A 24,161-nucleotide genomic window follows, 5' to 3' on the forward strand; every position below is an offset into this window, starting at 1 on the left:
TGTGCGAGTTTGCGTCTGCTCGCGGTGAGAAATCAGCGCAGGAAGGTCTCGGCATTGTTGGCCAGGTCCAGCAGCGGTTGCGGCAGGGCGCCGAGCGCGAAGGTGACGGCTGCGGTGACGGTGATGACGGCGGTGGTGAGCCCGCTCGGAACGACCACTTCGGGGGCCCGCTCGGGCGGGTCGGTGAAGAACATGAGCACGATCACCCGCACGTAGAAATAGGCCGCCACGGCACTGGCGATGACGCCGATGATGACCAGCGGGATGGCCCCGCCCTCACCTGCGGCCTTGAACACCGCGAACTTGCTGACGAATCCGCTGGTCAGCGGAATTCCGGCGAATGCCAGTAGGAACAACGAAAACACCACGCCGACAATGGGATATCGCCGGCCCAGACCGGCCCACTGCGCCATCGACGTCTCCTCCTCGTCGGCGGCGTTGCGAACCAGACCGACAACCGCGAACGCGCCCAGCGTGCTGAATCCGTAGGCGAACAGGTAGAACAGCGTGGAGGACACACCGGCCGGGTTGGCGGCGATCACGCCGGTGAGGATGAAACCCGAGTGGGCCACCGCGGAGTAGGCGAGCATGCGTTTGACGTCCGTCTGGGTGACGGCGGTGATGGTGCCGACCACCATGGTCAGGATCGCGATCGCCCACAGCACGGGCCGCCAGTCGTCACGCAACTGCGGCAGCGCCACGTAGAAGATGCGCAGCATGGCGCCGAACGCGGCGATCTTGGTTCCTGCGGCCATGAATGCGGTGATCGCGGTCGGGGCGCCCTGGTACACGTCGGGGATCCACGAATGGAACGGAACGGCACCGACTTTGAACAACACGCCGACCAGCAAGAGGGCAACACCGATCAGTGCCAGCGGAGTGTTGGGTGCCTTGGTGTCCACGGCGGTGGCGATTCCGGCCAGATCCAGGGTGCCGGCGTAGCCGTACAGCATGGCCGCGCCGTAGAGGAAGAAGGCCGACGAGAACGCGCCCAGCAGAAAGTATTTCATCGACGCTTCCTGCGACAGCAGCCGCCGGTGTCGGGCCAGCCCGCACAGCAGGTAGAGCGGAAGCGACAGGACTTCCAGCGCGATGAACATGGTCAGCAGATCATCGGCGGCCGGGAACAGGAGCATGCCGCCGATGGCGAACATGGTCAGCGGGAAGACCTCGGTCTGCATCACCCCTGACTTGGTGGCCATCTTCTCGGCCACGCTTCCCGGCACCGCCGAGGCCTGTGGCGTGAAGCCGTCCAGACCGGCGATGCCGTCTTGCGTAGCAGTTCTGGGTTGCCGTTCGGCGATCAACAGGATCCCCAGTGCACCGACGACGGCGATGGTGCCCTGCAGGAACAATGCGGGTGCATCGAGGACCACCGAGCCCAAGACCGCGGGTCGGCCGGGGGTGCCGTGAAGGTCCCGGGCCAAAAGGACGACAGCCACGACGGCGGCGAGCAGTCCGCCCAGTGCAAGGGCGACCTGTACGCGGTAGCGGGCCGGTCGGGGCAGGAAAGCCTCGACCAGTACACCGGCCACTCCCACCCCGAACACGATCAGCATGGGGGACAGCAGGCCGTATTCGATGCTCGGCGTCACCATGATCAGCGGACCCCCTCTGCCAGCTTGGGCAACACCTGCGGTGGCGGATCGTTCTGTCCGATGGTGGTCAACGTGTGCTGGACGGCCGGATTGATCACGTCCAGAGCGGGTTTGGGATAGATGCCCAACACCAGCAGCAGCGCGATCAGGGGGACCACCACGGCGAGCTCGCGAGGAACCAGGTCCCGGATCCGGTGTCCGTCGCCGGCGAGCCCCTCGGGGAGCGGGCCGGTCATCATCCGTTGGTACATCCACAGGATGTACACGGCGGACAGCACCAGTGCGGTGGCGGCGAACACCGCGACCACCGGGTAACGCGTGAATGTGCCGATGAGAACCAGGAATTCACTGACGAACGGCGCCAGGCCCGGCAAGGACAACGTGGCCAGGCCGGCCACCAGGAACGTTCCGGCAAGGACCGGGGCCACCTTCTGCACGCCGCCGTAGGAATCGATCAACCGGGAACCATGGCGCGAGACCAGGAATCCGGCGATCAGGAACAGTGCGGCCGTGGAGATCCCGTGGTTGATCATGTACAGGGTCGACCCGGCCTGACCCTGACTGGTCATCACGAAGATGCCCAGGATGATGAAACCGAAATGCGAGATCGAGGTGTAGGCGATCAACCGCATCACATCGGTCTGGCCGATCGCCAGGACGGCGCCGTAGACGATGCCGATCACCGCGAGAGTGATGACCAGGGGCCGGAAATACGTTGACGCATCGGGGAACAACGGTAGGCAGTAGCGCAGCATGCCGAACGTGCCGACCTTGTCCATGATGGCCATCATCAGCACCGCGCTCGCGGGGGTGGCCTGAACCGCGGCATCGGGCAGCCAGCGGTGGAAAGGCCACAGCGGCGCCTTGACGGCGAATGCGAACATGAAACCGAGGAACAGGAAGTTCGCCACCATCGGGTTGATCACGAGCTCACCGGACGAGACCGCGGCGACGATCGCGCGGAAGTCGAACGTGCCCGAATCGAAGGCATCGCTGCCCGCGGTGACCACGTAGAGCCCGATCACCGCGGCCAGCATGACCAGGCCGCCGAACAGGTTGTACAGCAGGAACTTCACCGCCGCTTTAGATCTGTGCTCCCCGCCGAACCCGCCGATCAAGAAGTACATCGGGATCAGCATGGCCTCGAAGAACACGTAGAACAGCAAGATGTCCAGGGCCACCAGGGACATGAACACCATGCCCTCGACGGCCAGCGTCAGCGCCAGGTAGGCCTGGACGCCGCGGCCGCCCAGCCCGGTCTGGTGGGTGGCGTCATTCCAGCCCGCGACGATGAGCAGCGGCAGCAGCACCGCGGTGAGGACCACCAGGGCCAGAGCGATTCCGTCGACCCCGAGGATGTAGCCGGTGCCGAACGACGGGATCCAGCGGTGTGATTCGACGAACTGATACTGCTCACCGGCGGGAGCGAAGCCGACGGCGAGCACGGCGGCCAGACCCAGCGCGGCCAGCGAGACCACCAGCGCGAACCATTTGGCCAGTGTCCGCTGCGCCGCGGGCAGCAGCATCACCACGGCGGCTCCCACCGTCGGGGTGGCCCACAACGCCGTCAGCCACGGAAATGTGCTCACCACAGTCGCACCGCCAGGATCGTCGCCACCACCAGGGCCGCCCCGCCCAGCATGGAGAGCGCATAGGAGCGGGCGAAGCCGGTCTGCAACTTGCGCAACCCGTCCGATGTTCGGCTGACCAGCGCCGCCAGGCCACCTGCGGTGCCGTCGACCACCTTGTCATCGACGGTCACCAGGGCCGCCGTCAAGGTCTGGCCACCTCGCATGAACACCGCCTCGTTGAAAGCGTCGCCGTACAGGTCGCGCCGGGCCGCCACCGTCAGCGCCGAGCCGTCGGGCACCTCGGCCGGAACCGGCCGTTGCGCATACATCCGGTAGGCCACCGCGATGCCGACCGCGACGACGGCCAGCACCACCACAGTGACCACCCACGCAGGGATCGCATGGTGCGCCTCGTGAGCGCCGACAACCGGCTCGAGCCAGTGCGACAGCGTGCCACCGATCGCCAGCGCGCCGCCGGAGACCACCGAGCCGACCGCGAGCAGGATCATCGGCCAGGTCATCACGGCCGGCGCCTCGTGCGGATGCGCCTGCTCATCCCAACGCTTTTCGCCGAAGAACGTCATCAGCATCACCCGGGTCATGTAGAACGCGGTGATCCCGGCACCCAGGATGGCCGCGCCACCGAGGATCACCCCGCGTACGCCGCCGGCGCCCAGCGCCGCCTCGATGATGCTGTCTTTGGAGAAGAAGCCGGCCAGCGGCGGGACCCCGATGATGGCCAGATAGCCGAGTCCGAACGTGGCGAACGTGATCGGCAGGACCTTGCGCAGACCGCCGTAGCGGCGCATGTTCACCTCGTCGTTCATCGCGTGCATCACCGACCCCGCCCCGAGGAACAGGCCGGCCTTGAAGAATCCGTGCGTGAGCAGGTGCATGATCGCGAACGCGTACCCGGCGGGCCCGAGGCCGGCGGCCAGCACCATGTAGCCGATCTGGCTCATGGTCGACGCGGCCAGCGCCTTCTTGATGTCGTCCTTGGCGCAGCCGATGATCGCGCCGAACAGCAGCGTGACCGCGCCGACTACGACCACACCGGTCTGAGCTCCCGGAGCCAGGTCGAAGATCGGCCCGGACCGCACGATCAGGTAGACGCCGGCGGTCACCATCGTCGCGGCGTGGATGAGCGCCGACACCGGGGTCGGACCCTCCATCGCGTCCCCGAGCCAGGACTGCAGCGGCACCTGGGCCGATTTGCCGCAGGCGCCCAACAACAGCAGGAGGCCGATCGCGGTCAACGTGGCTTCGCTCAATGCCGGTGCGGCGCCGAACACCCCGGCGAACGAGATCGACCCGACGGTGGCGAACATGATCATCAGCGCGATGGCCAAACCCATGTCGCCGACCCGGTTGACGACGAACGCCTTCTTGGCTGCGGCGGCCGCCGACGGCTTGTGCGACCAGAACCCGATCAGCAGATACGAGGCGAGGCCCACGCCTTCCCACCCGGCATACAGGCCCAGGTAGTTGTCGGCGAGCACGAGCAGCAGCATGGCCGCCAGAAACAGATTCAGGTACGCGAAAAACCTTCGCCGATCAGGATCTTCGGCCATGTACCCGATGGAGTAGATATGGATCAAGGACCCCACGCCGGTGATCAGCAGCACGAAGCACACCGACAGCTGATCGAGTTGCAGGCCGAAATCGACCTGCAAGCCGGCCACCGGCACCCAGGAGAACAGGGATTCTGCGACCGCCCGGCCCTCGTCGGGGCGGCCCAGCATCTGGCTGAACTGCACCGCTCCGACGGCGAAGGCGCTCAGCGCGGTCGCGCAACCCAGTAGATGCCCCCACCGGTCGGACCGTCGGCCGCTCAACAGCAGCACCGCTGCTCCGGCGGCCGGGAGTGCGATCAGAAGCCACACAGGTAGTGTCATGTCGCCCTTAGTGCTTCAGCAGGCTGGCGTCGTCGACCGAGGCCGAATGGCGGGTACGGAAGATGGTCATGATGATGGCCAGGCCGATCACCACTTCGCAGGCGGCCACCACCATGGTGAAGAACGCCACCACCTGACCATCGAGATGACCGTGCATGCGGGAGAACGCCACGAACGCCAGATTGGCGGCGTTCAGCATGAGCTCGACGCACATGAACATCACGATGGCATTGCGCCGCAGCAGTACTCCCGAAGCGCCGATGGTGAACAACAGCGCCGACAGGTAGAGATAGTTGTCGGGATTCATCGCATCACCCCTCCCCGTTGGCCGAGTTACTGATCGTGCGCTGCGGCAGGATGGCGCTCACCGACAACGCCGCATCGGAGCCATCGGGCAGTCGGGCCGGGACATCGACGGCGTTATGCCGTGCGTAGACACCGGGATTGGGCAGCGGCGTCGGATGACCTCCGGCCTGGAACCGTTCGACGGCCAGTTCTCGCTGGGTTTTGCGGCGCTCGAAGCGCTCTCGGTGCGCCAGTACCATCGCGCCGAGAGCGGCGGTGATGAGCAGCGTGCTGGTCAGCTCGAATGCCCACAGGTACCGGGTGAAGATCAGGGCCGCCAGTCCTTCCACGTTGCCACCGCTGTTGGCCTGGGCCAGCCCGGTGAACCCGCTGACAGACACGCTGCCGATCCCGGCGATCAACAGGATGCCGAAGCCGGTGCCCGCCGCGAGTGCCGCAATGCGTTGGCCGCGTATCGTTTCGGCGAAGGATTCGGCCAGGTCGACACCGATGAGCATCAGCACGAACAGGAACAGCATCATCACCGCGCCGGTGTACACCACCACCTGCACCACGCCGAGGAACAAGGCGTCCTGGGCGATATAGAGCACCGCCAGCGCGATCATGGTGCAGGCCAGAAACACCGCGGAGTACACCGCTTTCGGTGCGGCGACCACGCCGATGGCGCCGAGCACCGCGACCGTCCCGAGGATCCAGAACAGCACCGCCTCCGATGTCGACGTCCGCGCAGAATGTTCAGCGGCGAGTATCAGGACGTCGGGACTCACTGGGCGTCCTGGGAAAGCGGGGTGATCCGGCCGAGGTAGTAGTCGTCGTCGGTACTGCCCGGCGCCATGTCGTGGGGTGGCGCCTGCATCCCGGGTTGCATCGGGGCCAGCAGCTTGTCCTTCCCCCAGATCAGATCGGCCCGGTTGTCGTCGGCCATCTCGTATTGGTTGGTCATCGTCAACGCCCGGGTCGGGCAGGCCTCGATGCACAATCCGCACCCGATGCAGCGCAGATAGTTGATCTGGTACACCCGGCCGTAGCGTTCGCCCGGCGAAAAGCGTTCGTCGGCAGTGTTGTCGGCGCCTTCGACGAAGATGGCGTCGGCCGGACAGGCCCAGGCGCACAATTCGCAGCCGATGCACTTCTCCAGGCCGTCGGCGTAACGGTTGAGTTGATGACGGCCGTGATATCGCGGTGCGACCGGTCCCGGTTTCTCCGGATACTCTTCGGTGATCGGCTTTTTGAACATCGATCCGAAGGTGACCGCGAATCCGGCCAGGGCGTCGACGAACTTGGGCATCTTAGGCATCGACAGCCTCCTTTCCAGCATTCGGCAGCGGAGGTACCGGGTAGGCGCCGGCGCTCTGCTGCGGTATCGGCTGAACAGTTCTGCCCCGCAATGCTTTCCACAGTGCAGCGGCCAGGATCGCCACCACCACGACCGCGGTGGTCACCAGGCCGGTGGCCCAGTTGTGGTAGCCGTGTTCACGCAGGCTGTGGGTGACGGCGACGACCATGATCCAGACCAGTGACACCGGGATGAGCACCTTCCAGCCCAACGCCATGAACTGGTCGTAGCGCAGCCGGGGCAGGGTGGCCCGAAGCCAGAAGTACAAGAACAGGAAGGTCCACACCTTGGCGGTGAACCACAGCAGCGGCCACCAACCACTGTTGGCGCCGTCGATCAGGTTGAACGGGAACGGCGCGTGCCAGCCGCCGAGGAACATCGTGGTGGCCAGGGCCGACACGGTGGTCATGTTCACGTATTCGGCGAGCATGAACATCGCGAACTTCAACGACGAGTACTCGGTGTGGAACCCACCGACCAGTTCGCCCTCGGCCTCGGGCAGATCGAAAGGCGCCCGGTTGGTTTCACCCACCATCGACGTCACGTACACCACGAACGAGGGCAGCAGCAGGAACACATACCAGGTGCGGTCCTGGGCCGCGACGATGCCGGAGGTGGACATGGTGCCCGCGTATAGGAACACCGCGGCGAACGACAGGGCCATCGCGACCTCGTAGGAGATCACCTGAGCACTGGAACGCAGACCGCCCAGCAGGGGATAGGTGGACCCCGACGCCCAACCGGCCAACACGATGCCGTACACCCCGATCGAGGTGACAGCCAGGATGTAGAGCACCGCCACGGGCAGGTCGGTCAACTGCAGAGCCGTGCGGTGACCGAACACCGAAACCTCGCCGCCCATCGGGATCACCGCGAAGGCCAAGAACGCCGGGATCACCGAGATTATCGGGGCCAGTAGGTAGATGGGCTTGTCGATACCCGCCGGGGTGAGGCCCTCTTTGAGAGCGAGTTTCACGCCGTCGGCCAGCGACTGCAGCAGACCCCAGGGTCCGACGCGGTTGGGACCTGGCCGCATCTGCATGCGGCCCAGCACCTTCCGTTCGATGAGGATCGCCGCCAGCACGGTCAGCAGCAGGAAGACGAACACCCCGAGTGCCTTGGCCAGGATCAACCACCACGGGTCGTGACCGAACAGGGTGGGGTCGGGGTAGGTCATGCGTCGACCTGCCCGATCGAGGCCCGCGTGATCGACACCAAAGCGCCGGCGGTTACCCCGAGTTGCCGATGGATCGCCGATCCGGGGGAATTAGTGGGCAGCCAGACCACCCGGTCGGGCATCTCGGTGACCGAGAGTGGCAAGGTGACCGATCCGCGGTCGGTGCTCACGGTCACCGGATCTCCCGCTGCCACACCGATTTCAGCGGCGGTACCGGGCGAGAGCCGCGCCACCGGGCTGACCGCAGTGCCGGCCAGATAGGGTTCACCGTCCTGCAGGCGTCCGGCGTCGAGCAGCAGACGCCAGCTGGCCAGCACCGCCTCGCCGGGCCCGGGCGTCGGATGTGGTTCGGGTGTCGCCGACGGCTCCGCGGTGCGGGCTCCGGTCCAGGTGCCGAGTCGGGCCAGCTCGCCGTCGGCGGCGTCGGCGTCGGTCAGCCCGAGGTCGACGCCGATCTCGTCGGCGAGGTAGTGCAGTACCCGCAGGTCGGGAATCGCGTTCGTCGGCAACGCCGGCTTGAACGGGCGAATCCGGCCTTCCCAGTTCACGTATGCGCCGGCCTTCTCCACCACCGGCGCCACGGGGAACACCACATCGGCCAGCTCGGTGACCTCGCTCTCGCGCAGTTCGAGACTGACGACGAACGGGGTGGCGCGCAGCGCGGCCAGCGCCATGGCCGGGTCGGGCAGGTCGGTGACCTCGACGCCGCCGACCAGAAGCGCGGCGAGTTGTCCGTCAGCTGCCGCGGCCAGGATGGCGTTGGTGTCGCGTCCGGTGGTGCCGGGCAGTTCGGCGGTGTTCCACACCGTGGCCGTCTGGGCTCGCGCGTCGGCGTCGGTGACGGGGCGACCCCCGGGCAGCAGGTTCGGCAGGGCGCCGGCCTCTACGGCGCCGCGCTCGCCGGCCCGGCGCGGGACCCACGCCAACCGGGCCCCGGTTGCCGTGGCCAGGCGCTGCGCGGCCGACAATGCGCCGGGTGAGGTGGCCAGTCGCTCACCGACCAGGATCACTGCCCCTGGTCCTCGCAGTCGCTCATCGGTCTCCAGCGCGGCCAGTGCATCCGCCTCGGCCCCGGGGACCGTGGGGATCAGCGTGCCCGCCATCTTGGTCAGCCCGCGACTGGCGAACGGTGCCACCGAGAGCACCTGCTGGCCGTTCTTACGGGCGGCCTTGCGCAGTCGCAGGAAGACGATCGGGGATTCCTCTTCGGGCTCCAACCCGGCCAACAGCACGGTCGGTGCCTTTTCGAGTTCGGCGTAACGCAATGTCATCGGTTGTCCGGCGATGCGGGCCAGGAAATCGGCCTCCTCGAGGGAGTGCGGCCGGGCGCGGAAGTCGATGTCATTGGTGCCCAGCACCATCCGGGCGAACTTCGAGTAGGCGTAGGCATCCTGCACGGTGCAGCGCCCGCCGACCAGCACACCGGTGCTCGACGCGGCAGCCAGCAGGCCCGCCCCGGCCACCGTCAGCGCTTCTGACCACGATGCCGGGCGCAACGCGCCGTTCTCCCGGACCAACGGCGTCGTGATCCGATCTCCGACCGTGGCATAGGTGAACGCCCACCGACCCTTGTCGCAGTTCCACTCCTCGTTGACCTCGGGATCGTCACCGGCCAGGCGCCGCATGACCTTGCCTCGGCGGTGATCGGTGCGCTGGGCACATCCCGACGCGCAGTGTTCGCAGACACTGGGGCTGGACACCAGGTCGAATGGCCGGGCCCGGAAGCGGTAGGCCGTCCCGGTCAGCGCCCCCACCGGGCAGATCTGCACGGTGTTACCGGAGAAGTAGGACTGGAACGGTTCGCCGGGGGCGATGCCCACCTGTTGCAGCGCACCACGTTCCAACAGTTCGATGAACGGGTCGCCGGCGATCTGTGCGGAGAACCGGGTGCAACGGGCGCACAGCACGCACCGTTCGCGATCCAGGAGCACCTGCGCGGAGATACTGATCGGCTTCGGATAGGTCCGCTTGACGTCCTCGAACCGGGTTTCGGGGCGGCCGTTGGACATTGCCTGGTTCTGCAGGGGACATTCACCGCCCTTGTCGCAGATCGGGCAGTCCAGCGGGTGGTTGATCAACAGTAGTTCCATCACACCGCGCTGGGCCTTGTCGGCAGCTTCGGAGCTGAACTGGGTGTGCACCACCATGTCTGGGCTGACCGTGGTGGTACACGAGGCCATCGGCTTGCGCTGACCCTCGACCTCGACGAGGCACTGCCGGCAGGCCCCCACCGGGTCGAGCAGCGGGTGATCGCAGAACCGCGGGATCTGGACACCCATCAGTTCGGCGGCGCGGATCACCAACGTGCCCTTGGGGACACTGATCTGTTCGCCATCGATGGTGAGCGACACCATTTCCACCGGCGGGGTGTCCTTGGTCGGCTCGGCCAGCGTCATGCACGGCCCCCTTTCCTTGCGCGAGCAGACGCGAACTCGCACGGCGCGCCCGGTAAAAGTGCGACTTTGTGTCTGCTCGCGGTGAGAAACATCTACGCACCCGCCCCTTCGGTCGCCATCAACGTCGAGGCGTGCGGATCGAACGGGCAGCCCCCGTCCAGGTGTGCCACGTACTCGTCACGGAAGTACTTGATCGAGGACATGATCGGGCTGGCCGCACCGTCACCCAACGCGCAGAACGACTTTCCGAAGATGCCGTCGGCGATGTCGAGCAGTTTGTCGATATCGGCTCGGGTGCCCGCACCGGTTTCCAGGCGGGCGTAGATCTGGGCCAGCCAGTACGTGCCTTCGCGGCACGGTGTGCACTTGCCGCAGGATTCGTGCGCATAGAACTGTGTCCAGCGTCGTACTGCCCGGACCACGCAGGTGGTCTCGTCGAAGATCTGCAGCGCTTTGGTGCCCAGCATGGATCCGACGGAGGCCATGCCCTCGTAATCCAGGGGCACATCGATGTGTTCGGTCGTCAGCAGCGGTGTCGACGATCCGCCCGGAGTCCAGAATTTCAGGGTGTGCCCGTCGCGGACGCCACCGGCATAGTCGAGTAGTTCGCGCAGGGTGATGCCCAGCGGCGCTTCGTACTGTCCGGGCCGGTTGACGTGGCCCGACAGCGAATACAGCGTGAAGCCAGGGGATTTCTCCGATCCCATCGACCGGAACCAGTCCACGCCGTTGACCATGATCGGGGGAACGCTGGCGATGGACTCGACGTTGTTGACCACTGTCGGGCAGGCGTAGAGGCCCGCGACGGCGGGAAACGGTGGGCGCAGTCGTGGTTGGCCGCGGCGGCCCTCCAGGGAATCCAGCAGCGCGGTTTCCTCGCCGCAGATGTAGGCGCCCGCTCCGGCGTGCACGGTCAGTTCCAGGTCGAATCCGGAGCCGAGGATGTCGGTGCCCAGATATCCCGCCGCATAGGCCTCGGCGACCGCGGCCTGCAGCCGGCGCAAGACCGGCACCACCTCGCCACGGACATAGATGAACGCGTGGCGGGCCCGGATCGCGTACGCCGCGATGATGATGCCCTCGATCAGAAAGTGCGGTGTGGTCAGCAGGAGCGGAATGTCCTTGCACGTACCGGGTTCTGATTCGTCGGCATTGACGACGAGGTAATGGGGCTTGGCGGCCGGACCGTCTTCTCCCTGGGGGATGAACGACCACTTGGTGCCGGTCGGGAAACCTGCGCCGCCGCGTCCACGGAGTCCGGAGTCCTTGACCAGCGCGATCACGTCGTCGGGCCCCATCGCCAGGGCGCGCTGCAGCCCGCGGTAACCGTCATGGCGGAGGTAGGTGTCCAGCGTCCACGGTTCTGGTTCATCCCAGAATCGGCTCAGTACCGGGGTCAGCGCGGTCACGAGATCGGGCCTCCCGCTTCGGGAGTGGACATGCCGCGTTTCCTGGCTTCCCGCAGACCGGCAAGCGTGGCTGTGCCGGGGGCACCTCCCGGGGTGTGCGGGTCGGTCAGACCGGCCAGGGTCCGGGCGGTTTCCCGGAAGGTACACAGTGGTGCACCGCGGGTCGGGGCCGGCGGCGTTCCGCCGCGCAGGCCGTCGACGAGATCCCGCGCCGACGACGGGGTCTGGTTGTCGTAGAACTCCCAGTTGACCATCACCACCGGTGCGTAATCGCAGGCGGCATTGCACTCGATGTGTTCGAGAGTGACCCGGCGATCGGCCGTGGTGTCCCCGGCATGGATGCCCAGATGATCCTGCAGGGCATCGAGTATCGCGTCGCCGCCCATGATCGCGCACAACGTGTTGGTGCACACCCCGACGAGGTATTCGCCCGTCGGCGTGCGCCGGTACATCGAGTAGAACGTGGCGACCGCGGCCACCTCGGCATCGGTCAGGCCCAACAGCGTGGCACAGAAACCGATTCCGGCCGATGTCAGGCAACCGTCCTCGGCCTGCACCAGATGCAGCAACGACAACAGCGCAGAGCGGGCTTCGGGATAACGGGCGATGATCTGCTCGGCGTCGGCGGTGAGCCGCGCCGTCACCTCATCCGGATATGCCGCGGGCCCGTTGATCGGCGGGCCCGCTTCATCGGGGCGTTGCCCCAGTTGAATGAATACGTCAGTCATCCGTGCTGTCTCCTCTTCGCGCAAGCGCTCATCGATCAACCCCGCCCATCACCGGATCGATCGACGCCACCGCGGCGATCGCGTCGGCGACCATGCCTCCCTCGCACATCGCCGCCACCGCTTGCAGATTCGTGAACGAGGGGTCGCGATAGTGCACCCGGTACGGCCGGGTGCCACCGTCGGACACCATGTGCACTCCGAGCTCGCCGCGCGGGGACTCGACCGCGACATAGACCTGCCCGGCCGGTACCCGGATGCCCTCGGTGACGAGCTTGAAGTGATGGATCAGCCCCTCCATCGAGTGGCCCATGATCTTGGCGATGTGTTCGGGGGAGTTGCCCAGACCGTCGGGGCCGACCTTGAGATCGGCGGGCCAGGCCAGCTTCTTGTCGTTGATCATCACGGGACCGTCGCCCATCTTCTCGAGCCGGTCCACACACTGCTCGACGATCTTGAGCGACTCCCGCATCTCCTTGACCCGGATGATGTACCGGCCGTAGGAATCACAGCGGTCATCGGTGATGACGTCGAACTCGTAGTTCTCGTAACCGCAGTACGGCTGCGCGCGACGCAGATCGTGGGGCAGACCGGTGGAGCGCAACACCGGGCCCGTGATCCCCAGCGCCATGCATCCGGTCAGGTCGAGATACCCGACACCGACCGTGCGGGCCTTCCAGATGTAGTTCTCGTTGAGCAGATCCTCCAAGTCCTGCAAGCGGTTCGGTAACAGGTCGAGCAACGCCCGGACCTCACCGAGCGCGCCGTCGGGCAGATCGGCAGCCAGCCCGCCCGGACGGATGTAGGCGTGGTTCATCCGCAGCCCGGTGATCGACTCGAACACGCGCAGAATCTCTTCGCGTTCCCGGAACCCGTAGAACATCGCGCTCATCGCGCCGAGTTCCATACCGCCGGTGGCCAGGGCCACCAGATGCGATGTGATCCGGTTGAGTTCCATCAGCATCACCCGGATCACGCTGGCGCGCTCGGGGATATCGTCGGTGACGCCGAGCAGCTTCTCCACGCCCAGGCAGTACGCGGTCTCGTTGAAGAACGGCGAGAGGTAGTCCATCCGGGTGACGAAGGTGACACCCTGCGTCCAGTTGCGGTATTCCAGGTTCTTCTCGATGCCGGTATGCAGATAGCCGATGCCGCAACGGGCTTCGGTGATGATCTCGCCCTCGATCTCCAGGATCAGCCGCAGCACACCGTGGGTCGACGGATGCTGGGGACCCATGTTCACCACGATGCGCTCGCCGGCATGCTCACGGGCCGCGGCCACCACGTCGTCCCAGTCCTGACCGCCGACCACCACGACGGGGGATTCGGTACTCATCAGTTGTAGGACCTCCGCTGATCGGGCGGCGGGATCTGCGCGCCGTGGTATTCGACCGGGATGCCGCCCAGCGGATAGTCCTTGCGCTGAGGGTGGCCGACCCAGTCGTCGGGCATCTCGATGCGGGTCAGCGCCGGGTGACCGTCGAACACGATGCCGAAGAAGTCGTAGGTCTCGCGTTCGTGCCAGTCGGTGGTCGGATAGATGGTGAACAGCGACGGCACGTGCGGATCGGCATCGGGCGCTGCGACTTCCAACCGAATCCGGCGGTTGTGGGTGATCGACATCAGCGGGTACACCGCGTGCAGTTCACGGTCGGTGTCGTCGGGATAGTGCACCCCGCTCACGCCCAAGCACAGCTCGAACCGCAATTGCGGATCGTCGCGCAGCACACTGGCGACCGCGGGCAGCTGGACCCGGCTGACCTCCAGGGTGAGCTCATCGCGGTAGACCACCACGCGCTCGATGGACACCGCATAGCGTTCCTCACCGAGGATCTCGCCGAGCCGGTCCACGATCTCGTCGAAATACTGGCCGTAGGGCCGAGGGGAACTGCCGGGCAATGCGACCGAGCGGACCAGGCGGCCGTAACCCGACGTGTCGCCGGTGCCCGAGGCGCCGAACATGCCTCGACGCGTCCCGATCACCTCGGCGCCCTCGCTGTTTCCGTTGGCTGTACTCACCGCAACAGCCCCTTGAGCTCGATGGTCGGTGTGACGGCCAACGCTGCCTGCTCGGCCTCTCGGATCGCCTCCTCGCGGTTGACGCCGAGCGGCATCTGCTGAATCTTGTCGTGCAACTTGAGGATTGCGTGCAGGAGCATTTCCGGCCGCGGTGGGCAGCCGGGCAGGTAGATATCCACCGGCACCACATGATCGACGCCCTGCACCACTGCGTAGTTGTTGAACATGCCGCCGGAGGAAGCACAAACCCCCATGGCCAGCACCCATTTGGGCTCGGCCATCTGGTCGTAGATCTGGCGCAGTACGGGTGCCATCTTCTGGCTGACCCGGCCCGCCACGATCATCAGGTCGGCCTGCCGCGGTGTCGCCGAGAACCGCTCCATCCCGAACCGGGCGATGTCGAAACGCGGCCCGGCTGTGGACATCATCTCGATTGCGCAGCAGGCCAGACCGAAGGTGGCCGGCCACAACGACCCCTTACGCACGTAACCCGCGACGGCCTCCACCGTCGACAGCAGGATCCCACCGGGCAGACGTTCCTCTAATCCCAATTCAAGCCCCCTCGCCGCCAGACATAGGCGTAAGCCACGAACACCGTGAGCATGAACAGCAACATCTCCACCAGCGCGAACAGCCCGAGGTTGTCGAAGGCCACGGCCCACGGGTAGAGGAAGACGATCTCGATGTCGAACACGATGAACAACATCGCCGTGAGGTAGTACCGGATCGGCATACGCTGGCCGGTCACCCCTGCAGCCCCGGGTTGCATCGGTTCGATACCGCATTCGTAGGCCTCAAGTTTGGACTTGTTGTAGCGCCGCGGGCCGATCACGAGCGCGATTCCCACGGAAACCACGGCGAACGCGGCCGCGATCGCTCCGAGAACCAGGATGGGCGTATATAAATTCATGCCACTTATCGCTCCCTCGGGTGGGCTGTCGATGTGAGCTAACCCACAGCCTAGCGAGGTTTGCGGCCTGTGCCACACATTTTGGTTAGTATCGTTTCATATCGGGGCAGCGTGTCGCTGCGGCCGTAGCCATGCCGCGAAAGTCAACGGCAACAGGGTAATTCGCGGAAAAGTTATCGGACCGGAGCGCGCAGCAACGACACCACCGCGTCACCCAACCGGATCGGATCGATCGGGTGCGGGACCGCCGCTTCGGCCTGTGACCAGCTAGCCAGCCACGCGTCGTCGGGTCGCCCGGTCAGCACCAGGATCGGTGGGCAGTTCGCGACCTCGTCCTTGAGTTGTTTGGCCACTCCCATGCCCCCGGCCGGGGTGGCCTCCCCGTCGAGAATGGCCAGGTCGATACCGCCGGCGTCCATCTGTGCGACCACCATCGGTGCGGTGGCGATCTCGACGTATTCGAGTTCGGGCAGTTCCGGGTGCACGCGTTTGCCCAGTGCGAGTCGTACCTGTTCGCGGGTGCGCGGGTTGTCGCTGTACACCAGGAGGCGCAGCGGCGCGGGGCCGGCCATGCTGCCGATGCTACTGCGCGCGGTGCCGTAGGCCGGTCAACTCAGCGAATTCTGTTGCAGGGCATCAGACTCGGGTGAACACGAGTTCACCCGACAGGATCGTCGTCGGACCGACCATCCCGAGCATGTCGCCCGACACGCCGAAGTCGTCTCGTTGGACCTCGCACTGACCTGACAACTGCAGCGCGCCGTCGTCGAGTGCCTCCACATCGACGGGCAATTCGACGGGCTTCGACACTCCGCGGACGGTCAGGACCGCCGTCAGCCGCACCCGGTCGTCGGATGGCTCCAAACCTGTCACCTGCACCGTGATGTTCGGATGGCCCTCGGCATCGAAGAAATCGGCAGACCGCAGATGGTTGTCCCGCTTCCCGATGCCGGTGCGAACAGATGCCGCTTCGATCACCACCTGGCCGCTCACTCCGGCGCCGGCGGACCCTTCACCGCGAAATTCGGTGAACTGCCCGGTGACGGTGGTCAGGCCCCACATCGTCTTGTTCCTGAACGTCACCTTGGATCGGTCTGGAACCAGGATCCAGTTCCCGGCGCTGACGGTCAGGATGTCGCTGGTCGTGGCCATGAAACCTCCAATTTTCGCTCGGATCGGGTGAGCAGCTCGGTTCAGGCGAACAACGGCGCGATGTCCTTCGGATCGAAGTATTCGTCGATGCGGTGGATAAGACCGTCGGTACCCACTCTGATCACGATGCACACCCGCAGTGCGATCAACGTGCCGTCGGGGGCGCCGGCGTGTAAGACGTGCTGTTGGACGAATCCGCCGTCGAAGAACTGTCGATCGAGCACCTCGTAGTGGCGCCCGGTGGTCGCGTTGATGAACCAGTCGATGACCTTCAAAGCACGGGTGCGGTCGTTGTCCTTGGCGTCGCCGGCGTGCCAGACCGACACATCGTCGGCCCACAGCTGGGCCACCGCGGCCTTGTCTCCGCGCTCGATCGCGTCGAACAATCGGTGCGCGACGCCGTCGACGACTTCGACTTCGGTAGGGGACATCATCGGCTCCTCGGGTAGGGCTTGACCTCAACAGTCATTCAGGTTTCAGACTCGAATCATGAACTCCACGCCCGCACATTCGCTGTTCGACGAAGCCTACGAGTCCCGTACCGCGCCATGGGTCATCGGCGAGCCGCAACCGGCCATCGTCGAGTTGGAACGCACCGGCCTTCTGGGCGGCAAGGTGCTCGATGTCGGCTGCGGCGCCGGTGAACACACCATGCTGCTGACCCGGCTCGGGTACGACGTACTCGGCATCGACTTCTCCGAACATGCCGTGGCCCAGGCCCGGGAGAACGCGACGCAGCAGGGTATCGACGCGCACTTCGCCGTCGCCGATGCGACCCGGCTCGGTGAGGCGGAGGGCCCGCGGTACGACACCATCGTCGACAGCGCGCTGTTCCACGTCTTCGACGATGCCGACCGGCCCCGCTATGTGGCCGCTCTGCACCGGGTGTGCCGGCCGGGTGCGACGGTGCACGTATTGGCGCTGTCCGACGCGGGCCGCGGTTTCGGACCCCAGGTCAGCGAGGAGATCATCCGACAGGCCTTCTCCGAAGGCTGGGACCTGGAATCTCTGGAGACCACGACATACCGCGGCGTGGTGGGTGCCGCGCATGCCGAGGCGATCGGCGAGCCGGTCGGGGCCCGGGTCGACGAGCCGGCGTGGCTGGCCCGGGTCCGCAGGCTCTGACGGGTTCACGGCTCGTCGTAGCCCGGATGTGCGGCGGCGAGCCGTTGACGCACCAGGACGCGCAGGCAGGCGGTGACGTCGTCGGCTCGGTCGTCGAGCTGCCCGGACCGGATCGCCGCCGCGAGTGAGGCCTCGTCGGTGAAGCCGACGCCGCTCAGTGCGGCTTCGGCGACCGGGACGGCTTCGGCGGCCAGCAGTTCGCGTTCGACCATGCGCAGCGCATTGGCCGCAACCCGGGCCTGAAACTTGACCGGAGCGGCAACCGACTCACTGTCGCGCACCTCGGTGTCGAGGAACTCCGCGACCGCAGCCACCAGCTCGGCTGCGGTCGGCCGTCCGTACAGGTTGATCACCAGCTGCTCCCGTCCAGCAGACCCAACAGATCCCACTCCGTCTCGCAGACCCGACGGCCAATGGTCGCCAGCTCCACCGACCGGGTCTGCCCGCTCAGATGGCGCTCGGCCTGATAGCGGCAGATCACGCCCCAGCGCAGGGTGGCGAGCACGAGCCACCAGCGGATCGCCGATCGGTCCAGCGCCTGCCCGCCGGCTTGCTCGTAGGCGCTCAGGAAGGACTCGATGCTGCCCAGCCCACCGGCGCCGAGGTCGCCCGGCGCGCCGAACCGCCAGGCCCGGATGCAGAACCAGGCCAGGTCCTCGTACACCTCGCCGAGGTGCACCAACTCCCAGTCCAGTACCGCGGCCAGACCCGAGTCGTCCACGATCAGGTTGCCCATCCGGAAGTCGCCATGCACCAGCCGCAGCGGTGACGCGGGCGGCCGGTTGGTTTCCAGCCAGCGAAAGGCCCATTCGAAAGTGGCGGTGGTATCGCCCATCTCGTCGAGCTGCCCGCGCCACTGGGAAATCTGGTCGAGCTCCACGAGGCCGGCCAGCGCCGGCGGTTCGGCCCGGTGGATGGCGGCCAGCGCCTGCGCGCACTGCGCGAGCAGCCGGGACCGGCCGGCGTCGTCGAGCATGCGCTGAATACGCCGCACGATGGTCTCGCCACCGATGAAGTCGCAGATCAGGAACGGATCGCCCAGGGCGGCAACGGAATTGTCGGCGACGATCACGTGGGGGACCGGCGCCCCGGCCCGGGCCGCAGCCTGTTGGGCGCCGGCCTCCAGCTCCATGCCGGCGTGCACCTCGTCAGGTGCGCCGGTCCGCAGGATCAGGGCACGCCGGGCCGAGTCCGTGACCGCATCGAACGACCACGTGGTGCGGCTGGCGCCGCCGGTCAGCTCGCGCAGATTCTCGACGGCGACCTCGGCGCCGAGCACCGGGGTGAGGACGTCGACCAGTCGGGGAGTGAGCAAGGCGGGGCTGGTCACCGCTTTGCCTTGCCGAACCCGAACAACCGCTGCGCCACCCGACGCATCTGGATCTCCTCGGCGCCCTCGGTGATCCGGTACCGCCGGTGGTGGCGGTAGATGTGCTCGAACGGTTCGTGACGGCTGTATCCGATGCCGCCGTGCACCTGCATGGCCCGGTCGGCGGCCTCACACACCAGCCGATTGGCGCGGTAGTTGGCCATCGACACCTTGTCGGACACCTCCATATGGTGGTTCTGGTCCAGTTGCGTTGCGGCATAACGGACGAGCAGCCTGACCATCTGCGCCTCGGTCTGCAATTCCACCAGTGGCCACTGCACGGCCTGGTTCACTGCCAGCGGCTTGCCGAACACCATCCGCCGGTTGGCGTAGTCCACGGCACGGTCGATACAGAACTGGGCGGCGCCCAGGCTGCTGGCCGCCTGACGAATGCGGTTCTCGTGCAGGAAGGTCTGCCCGACCTCCAGACCGCGGCCGATCTCGCCGAGCACCGCGTCGGCCGGCACGCGTACATCCTTCAGTTCGACCTCACCGTGATCGGTGGGCATGTTGAACGTCCACCAGTAGAACGGGACGGTGAATCCCGGCGCGTCGGTGGGCACGAGGAATGCGGTGATTCCCTGAGCTGATCCGGCACTGCCCGACGTCCGGGCGAAGATCAGATCATGGGTGGCCCGGTGCACTCCGGTATTCCACCGCTTGCGCCCGTTGATGATCCAGCCGTCCCCATCGGCTACTGCCGTCGTCTCCAACCAGGTGGCATCCGAACCGTGGTCGGGTTCGGTCAATCCGAACGCCATGGAACGCTTGCCGGTGAGCATCGCCTCGACCCAGTCCGCCTTCTGGGCCTCGGTGCCGAAGCGGTCCATCATGATCACCTGAGGGAAGTTCCCCACGATCGAGGACTCGTCCTGCAGATCGTTGTGCAGCCCCAGCCCCTTGTGCGCCAGGTGTTCCCGGATGACCGCCATGTCCAGGTTGCTGCCGTCACGCCCACCGAACCGGGCGGGCAGGCCGTACCGCAGCCACCCGGCCGCATCCGCACGCCGACGCATCTCGTCGAGCAGGTCCTCCCAGGCCCGGGCGGGCACTCCGCCGTTCTCCCAGTCGGTGCGGGCATATTCGCGGCGCTGGTCGAAGTACTGCATGTGCTCACGCTCAAGCGGCTTGATCTCGGCCTCGATGAACTCGTCCATCTCGGTGAGCACGGTTGAAAGATGCTCGGGCAAAGCGAAATCCACGGTGATCTCTCTTTCTCGGGTCAGAAGCCGTACAGGGTTCTCTTCCAGATGGTGGACAAGGTCGTGATGGCCTCGGCGTCGCTGATCTCGATGCCGAGACCGGAATGACCGACGAATACCGTGGTGAAGTTCTCGAACAGCAAGGCGATGGCTGCCGCCACGTGTTCCGGTTGTAGGCCCTGGGCGTGGCCCTGGTCCTGCGCGTGGTGCACCGAGGCGATGACGATGTCGACACCGAACCGCCGGAACTTGTTCTGCACATCGGCAAATCGCTGCTGCGTCGCAGCCAACTGGGCAACCGCGATCATGATGCCGATGTTCTGTTTGAAGATGTTCCAGTAGCCGGTGACGACCGTGGTGAAGAACTCGGTGTCCTCCGGAGAGTCCGGCAGGTGCAGGTTCAGCCCCGACGGCTCGACGACGTCGTGCAGGAAGGATTCGGCCAGCGCCGCCAGCAGATCCTCCTTGTCGGTGAAATACCGGTAGAACACTGCTGGACTCTTGCCCGCGGCGGAGGTGATATCCGAGAGCGTGGTGCCGTGAAAACCGCGTTCGGCAAAAAGTTTCCGCGCGGCGAGCTCGATCGCCGATCGGGTCTGGCGGCCTTTGGTGCCCAGCTCGGCAGCGGTCATCGACGCCTCAGTTCAAGATCCGGTCGCCTGCGTGCAGCAGGGCACTGGGAAGCTCGTGGCCCACGGCTTCCTGTGCGACACGTGCGGCGTCGATCGCGGCCGACAGGTCGACGTCGACGGCGATATCGCTGTCGCGCAACAGGTAGACCAGATCTTCGGTGGCGATGTTGCCGCTGGCTCCCGGGGCGAACGGGCAGCCGCCCAGCCCGCCGACCGATGCGTCCAAGCGGGTGACCCCGGATTGCACCGCCGCGTAGGCACTGGCCAGACCCGCGCCGCGGGTGTTGTGGAAGTGCGCACCCAGTGGCAGGCCCCCGGTCAGCGGCCGGACCTGAGCGATCAGAGAGCTCACCCGACGCGGGGTGGTCGTGCCGATGGTGTCGGCGATGGCGATCCGGTTGACGCCGAAACCGACTGCGGACGAAACGATGTCGAGCACCCGCTGCGGATCGGTCGGGCCGTCGAACGGGCAGTCCCACGCGGTGGCGATGATGACCTCCACCGAGGTGTTGCTGTCTGCCGCGATGGCCACGATCTCGGCGATCTGCGCCGTGGCCTCGGCCGAGGTGCGTCCGACGTTGGCCTGGGAGTGGGCGTCGGAGGCGGACACCACGTACTCGATCGAGCCCAGCCCCGCGGCAATGGCGCGTTTGGCGCCGTTGGGGCTGGCCACCAGGGCGGAGAACTCGACGTCGGGGAACTTGTGCAGTTCCTCGGCGAGTTCGGCCGCATCGGCCAATGCGGGCACTTTCGAGGGTGAGACAAATGCCGTCGCCTCCACCTCACGTACCCCGGTGGCCACGATGGCCTCAAGGATTGCAACCTTGGCGGACAACGGAATCGGCGCCTCGATCTGCAGGCCGTCGCGTAGACACACCTCGCGGATGTCGACCTTCTCGGGCAGGTTCATGTCACAGCACCCCCTCTGCACGCAGGGTTTCCAGGTCTTGTGCGCTGCGCCCGAGCAGGTCGCCGTACACCTCGTCGTTGTGCTGGCCTGGCCGGGCCGAGCCGGCGTTGCGGATCGTGCCAGGTGACTCGGAGAGCACCGGGACGACGCCGGGGCCCTTGACGTTGCGCTGCACGCGCTCGTCCCAATGGTCGGCCAGCATGCCGCGGGCCTGCAGTTGCGGGTCCTGCATGACCTCGGCGACGGTGTTGATCGGCCCGCTGATCACCCCGACTTGTGACAGGGTCTCGATGATGTCGTCTGGCTCGCGTTTGGCTGCCCAATCACCGATGATCTTGTCCAGCTCATCCTGATTGCGGCCCCGGGCAACATGATTGGAGAACCTGTCGTCGGTTGCCAGCTCGGGGCTACCCATCGCGGCGCACAACCGGCGGAACACGGTGTCCTGGTTCGCCGCGATCACCACCCAGCTGCCGTTGGCACTCTGGTAGATGTTCGACGGCGCGATGCCTTCCAGCCGGGTGCCCGACGGTCCGCGGACCACACCGCCGACGTCGTAGTCGGGGATGGTGGATTCCTGCACTGCCAGGCAACTTTCGGTCAGCGCGGTGTCGACGACCTGACCCTCACCGGTGACGGTCCGCCGGTACAGGGCAGCCAGCGCGCCCTGTGCGGCGAACATGCCGGCCAGGCTGTCGCCCAGCGACAGGGCCAGCCGCGGTGGGGGACCGCCGGGGAACCCGTTCATGTGGCGCAGTCCGCTCGAGGCCTCGGCCACCGAGGCGTAACCGGCCTTGCCGGCATCGGGCCCGGTCTGCCCATACCCCGACACCCGCACCAGGATGATGCCCTTGTTGCGTTCTCGCAGAACGTCGTAGCCCAGATTCCACTTCTCCAGGGTGCCGGGCCGGAAGTTCTCCACGATGATGTCGGACCGCTCGACCAGGTCCAGAAAAAGCTCGCGGCCCTTGGCGGTGCGAAGGTCCAGGGTGACGGCCTTCTTGTTGCGGGCGTGCACGGTCCAGAAGAAGTGGTGCCCGTCGAGCTCGGCCTGTCCCCAGGTGCGCAGCGGATCCGGGGTGGCCGGCAGTTCGATCTTGATGACCTCGGCGCCCATGTCGCCCAGCAGCCTGCCGGCGAACGGACCGGAGATCAGAGTGCCGAGTTCGATCACCCTGATGCCGTCGAGAGGTCCGGTCGTCATAGTGACTGCTCCGGTGCCCGGTCGCTTCGCTCCTGCCCGCCGAATCCGTGCCGGTGCAGCCAATCCGTGCTGATTGCGACGGCCTGGCGCAGGGTGCCGCGCTGATCCGGACCCGAGTAGTAATGGTTGGCACCGGGGATCTCGTGCATCTCCTTGTCGGAATGCCCGATCGCCTCGAACAGCCGACGGGTGTGGCTCGGCGTGCACGCGTCGTCGGCCAGGTTGCCGATCACCAGCGCGGGGACCGCGATGTCCGGCCCGGCCTTGACGGCGTCACCGTTGGCATCGTCATAGCTCCACTGCGACAGCCAGCTGCGCAGAGTGCAGAAACGCGCCAGTCCGACCGGACTCATGTTGACCACCTGCGGATCACCCAGATAACACGTGCCGGGCTGACGATCGTTGGGATCGACGGTCGGGTCCAGCCAGCGCGGGTCGGCCATGGTGCCGTGCACGACGAATGCGAATTCGTCATCGGGACGTCCGGCGGCCTTGAGCTCGGCGAGTTTTTCTTTGACCCACTTGGTGATCCGCCGGTTGCGGGCGATCTGGGCCTGGTGGTAACGCTCCAGGAACTCCGCGGTGTAAGGCGGCTGATTGGGGTTTTCCGGGTTGTAGAGATCCAGTTCCGGGTCGCGCTTGGAGGGATCGTTCTCATCGAGGATGGACGCGTCCATCCATTCGGTCATGGTGCCGTGCCGGCTGATATGGGCCGCGAGCAGCATGATTCCATCGGCCGGGATCAAGCCCAGTTTGGTCAGATCGGGCCCGTCGCCAGAGGGGCTTGCCGTCACCGTCGGGTTCTGCGCCTGCTGTTGGTAGAACACCGAAAGGGATCCGCCGCCGCTCCAGCCGGCCAGCACCACCTTGTCGTATCCGAGTCGGTTCTTCGCGTCCTTGATGCACTCGCCGAGATCCTCGACCACCTTCTCCATCAGCAGGGCCGAGTCGGTGCCACGGAACCGGCTGTTGCAGTAGATGACGTGGTGGCCGGCGCGGGCCAGCGCGTTGATCATCGGTAGGTAGGCGCCGCCGCCGATCGGGTGCATGAACACCAACACGGTGTCGGACGGCTTCTTGGGGCGCAGCAGGTAGCTCTCGAGTACGACCAGCTCGGCGACGCCGCCGTACACGTCGCGCACCGACGAGTTGTTCTGGTAGGCAACCAGGTACGGGATGCGGTCGTACTCGTGCTTCACAGGTGCTTCGGTGGTTGCAGTCATGT

The 24,161-nt window shown here is 66.2% G+C and carries 25 protein-coding genes; 1 reads left to right on the forward strand and 24 read right to left on the reverse strand.

From position 1 onward, the window contains the following. Positions 1 to 32 precede the first annotated feature (32 nt). From nuoN to A5779_RS03375, 17 genes are all read right to left on the reverse strand, one after another. The gene (nuoN, locus tag A5779_RS03295) at positions 33 to 1,598 is read right to left on the reverse strand and encodes an NADH-quinone oxidoreductase subunit NuoN (RefSeq protein WP_064878903.1); all 1,566 of its coding nucleotides are present in this window, start codon (positions 1,596 to 1,598) and stop codon (positions 33 to 35) included. Between the two features lie 2 nt (positions 1,599 to 1,600). Then, positions 1,601 to 3,190, reverse strand: coding sequence for an NADH-quinone oxidoreductase subunit M (locus tag A5779_RS03300; RefSeq protein WP_064878905.1), 1,590 nt, complete (start codon positions 3,188 to 3,190; stop codon positions 1,601 to 1,603). Beyond that, complete coding sequence (gene nuoL, locus A5779_RS03305; RefSeq protein ID WP_064878907.1) at positions 3,184 to 5,064, reverse strand: NADH-quinone oxidoreductase subunit L; 1,881 nt, start codon at positions 5,062 to 5,064, stop codon at positions 3,184 to 3,186. Before nuoL ends, A5779_RS03300 begins: the two co-directional genes overlap by 7 nt. A 7-nt stretch (positions 5,065 to 5,071) precedes the next feature. Beyond that, positions 5,072 to 5,371, reverse strand: a complete 300-nt coding sequence (nuoK, locus tag A5779_RS03310) for an NADH-quinone oxidoreductase subunit NuoK (RefSeq protein WP_064878910.1) — start codon at positions 5,369 to 5,371, stop codon at positions 5,072 to 5,074. Between the two features lie 4 nt (positions 5,372 to 5,375). Further along, positions 5,376 to 6,137, reverse strand: a complete 762-nt coding sequence (locus tag A5779_RS03315; protein WP_064878912.1) for an NADH-quinone oxidoreductase subunit J — start codon at positions 6,135 to 6,137, stop codon at positions 5,376 to 5,378. Continuing rightward, on the reverse strand, positions 6,134 to 6,658 hold the full coding sequence (gene nuoI, locus A5779_RS03320) for an NADH-quinone oxidoreductase subunit NuoI (protein WP_064878914.1): 525 nt from the start codon (positions 6,656 to 6,658) through the stop codon (positions 6,134 to 6,136). Before nuoI ends, A5779_RS03315 begins: the two co-directional genes overlap by 4 nt. Before the next feature lies 1 nt (position 6,659). Beyond that, complete coding sequence (gene nuoH, locus A5779_RS03325) at positions 6,660 to 7,883, reverse strand: NADH-quinone oxidoreductase subunit NuoH (protein WP_064878917.1); 1,224 nt, start codon at positions 7,881 to 7,883, stop codon at positions 6,660 to 6,662. Next, positions 7,880 to 10,279 (reverse strand): NADH-quinone oxidoreductase subunit G, encoded by a 2,400-nt coding sequence (locus A5779_RS03330; protein WP_064878920.1) that lies wholly within the window; start codon positions 10,277 to 10,279, stop codon positions 7,880 to 7,882. Before A5779_RS03330 ends, nuoH begins: the two co-directional genes overlap by 4 nt. 92 nt (positions 10,280 to 10,371) lie before the next feature. After that, entirely contained in the window at positions 10,372 to 11,688 is a 1,317-nt protein-coding gene (gene nuoF / locus A5779_RS03335) for an NADH-quinone oxidoreductase subunit NuoF (protein WP_064878921.1), read from the reverse strand. After that, positions 11,685 to 12,416 (reverse strand): NADH-quinone oxidoreductase subunit NuoE, encoded by a 732-nt coding sequence (nuoE, locus tag A5779_RS03340; protein WP_110776842.1) that lies wholly within the window; start codon positions 12,414 to 12,416, stop codon positions 11,685 to 11,687. The genes nuoF and nuoE overlap by 4 nt, the downstream gene beginning before the upstream one ends. 28 nt (positions 12,417 to 12,444) lie before the next feature. Further along, on the reverse strand, positions 12,445 to 13,749 hold the full coding sequence (nuoD, locus tag A5779_RS03345) for an NADH dehydrogenase (quinone) subunit D (protein WP_064878924.1): 1,305 nt from the start codon (positions 13,747 to 13,749) through the stop codon (positions 12,445 to 12,447). Continuing rightward, positions 13,749 to 14,432: an NADH-quinone oxidoreductase subunit C gene (locus tag A5779_RS03350; RefSeq protein ID WP_064878927.1), complete on the reverse strand. Its 684-nt coding sequence runs from the start codon at positions 14,430 to 14,432 to the stop codon at positions 13,749 to 13,751. Before A5779_RS03350 ends, nuoD begins: the two co-directional genes overlap by 1 nt. Further along, positions 14,429 to 14,983, reverse strand: a complete 555-nt coding sequence (locus A5779_RS03355; RefSeq protein ID WP_036388633.1) for a NuoB/complex I 20 kDa subunit family protein — start codon at positions 14,981 to 14,983, stop codon at positions 14,429 to 14,431. Before A5779_RS03355 ends, A5779_RS03350 begins: the two co-directional genes overlap by 4 nt. Then, positions 14,974 to 15,342, reverse strand: coding sequence for an NADH-quinone oxidoreductase subunit A (locus tag A5779_RS03360; protein ID WP_064878929.1), 369 nt, complete (start codon positions 15,340 to 15,342; stop codon positions 14,974 to 14,976). The genes A5779_RS03355 and A5779_RS03360 overlap by 10 nt, the downstream gene beginning before the upstream one ends. Positions 15,343 to 15,515: 173 nt before the next feature. Next, entirely contained in the window at positions 15,516 to 15,914 is a 399-nt protein-coding gene (locus A5779_RS03365; RefSeq protein ID WP_064878932.1) for an Rv3143 family two-component system response regulator, read from the reverse strand. 64 nt (positions 15,915 to 15,978) lie between these two features. Beyond that, entirely contained in the window at positions 15,979 to 16,494 is a 516-nt protein-coding gene (locus A5779_RS03370; protein WP_064878935.1) for a YceI family protein, read from the reverse strand. A 41-nt stretch (positions 16,495 to 16,535) separates the two neighbouring features. After that, positions 16,536 to 16,925 (reverse strand): nuclear transport factor 2 family protein, encoded by a 390-nt coding sequence (locus A5779_RS03375; protein ID WP_064879141.1) that lies wholly within the window; start codon positions 16,923 to 16,925, stop codon positions 16,536 to 16,538. Positions 16,926 to 16,983: 58 nt separating this feature from the next. Here A5779_RS03375 and A5779_RS03380 point away from each other — a divergent pair, with 58 nt between their 5' ends. Then, on the forward strand, positions 16,984 to 17,619 hold the full coding sequence (locus A5779_RS03380) for a class I SAM-dependent methyltransferase (RefSeq protein WP_064878938.1): 636 nt from the start codon (positions 16,984 to 16,986) through the stop codon (positions 17,617 to 17,619). Between the two features lie 5 nt (positions 17,620 to 17,624). Here A5779_RS03380 and A5779_RS03385 read toward each other — a convergent pair whose 3' ends face one another. Genes A5779_RS03385 through A5779_RS03415 form a run of 7 tightly spaced genes read right to left on the reverse strand, consistent with a single transcriptional unit; the run spans position 17,625 to position 24,159 of the window. Then, a complete protein-coding gene (locus tag A5779_RS03385) occupies positions 17,625 to 17,972 on the reverse strand; it encodes a DUF6285 domain-containing protein (protein ID WP_064878940.1) in 348 nt (115 codons plus the stop codon). Beyond that, a complete protein-coding gene (locus tag A5779_RS03390; protein WP_082941510.1) occupies positions 17,969 to 18,949 on the reverse strand; it encodes a phosphotransferase family protein in 981 nt (326 codons plus the stop codon). Before A5779_RS03390 ends, A5779_RS03385 begins: the two co-directional genes overlap by 4 nt. Then, the gene (locus A5779_RS03395) at positions 18,946 to 20,190 is read right to left on the reverse strand and encodes an acyl-CoA dehydrogenase family protein (protein WP_064878943.1); all 1,245 of its coding nucleotides are present in this window, start codon (positions 20,188 to 20,190) and stop codon (positions 18,946 to 18,948) included. Before A5779_RS03395 ends, A5779_RS03390 begins: the two co-directional genes overlap by 4 nt. 20 nt (positions 20,191 to 20,210) lie before the next feature. Beyond that, on the reverse strand, positions 20,211 to 20,822 hold the full coding sequence (locus tag A5779_RS03400; protein WP_055112240.1) for a TetR/AcrR family transcriptional regulator: 612 nt from the start codon (positions 20,820 to 20,822) through the stop codon (positions 20,211 to 20,213). A gap of 7 nt (positions 20,823 to 20,829) precedes the next feature. After that, positions 20,830 to 21,732, reverse strand: coding sequence for a hydroxymethylglutaryl-CoA lyase (locus tag A5779_RS03405; protein WP_064878946.1), 903 nt, complete (start codon positions 21,730 to 21,732; stop codon positions 20,830 to 20,832). Between the two features lies 1 nt (position 21,733). Next, positions 21,734 to 22,936: a CaiB/BaiF CoA transferase family protein gene (locus tag A5779_RS03410; protein WP_064878947.1), complete on the reverse strand. Its 1,203-nt coding sequence runs from the start codon at positions 22,934 to 22,936 to the stop codon at positions 21,734 to 21,736. Further along, positions 22,933 to 24,159, reverse strand: a complete 1,227-nt coding sequence (locus A5779_RS03415) for an alpha/beta hydrolase family protein (RefSeq protein ID WP_064878950.1) — start codon at positions 24,157 to 24,159, stop codon at positions 22,933 to 22,935. The genes A5779_RS03410 and A5779_RS03415 overlap by 4 nt, the downstream gene beginning before the upstream one ends. Positions 24,160 to 24,161: the final 2 nt, after the last annotated feature.

Origin of the sequence: Mycolicibacterium peregrinum (genome assembly GCF_001665625.1) — a bacterium.
In the GTDB taxonomy this organism is placed as follows: Bacteria; Actinomycetota; Actinomycetes; order Mycobacteriales; family Mycobacteriaceae; genus Mycobacterium; species Mycobacterium peregrinum_B.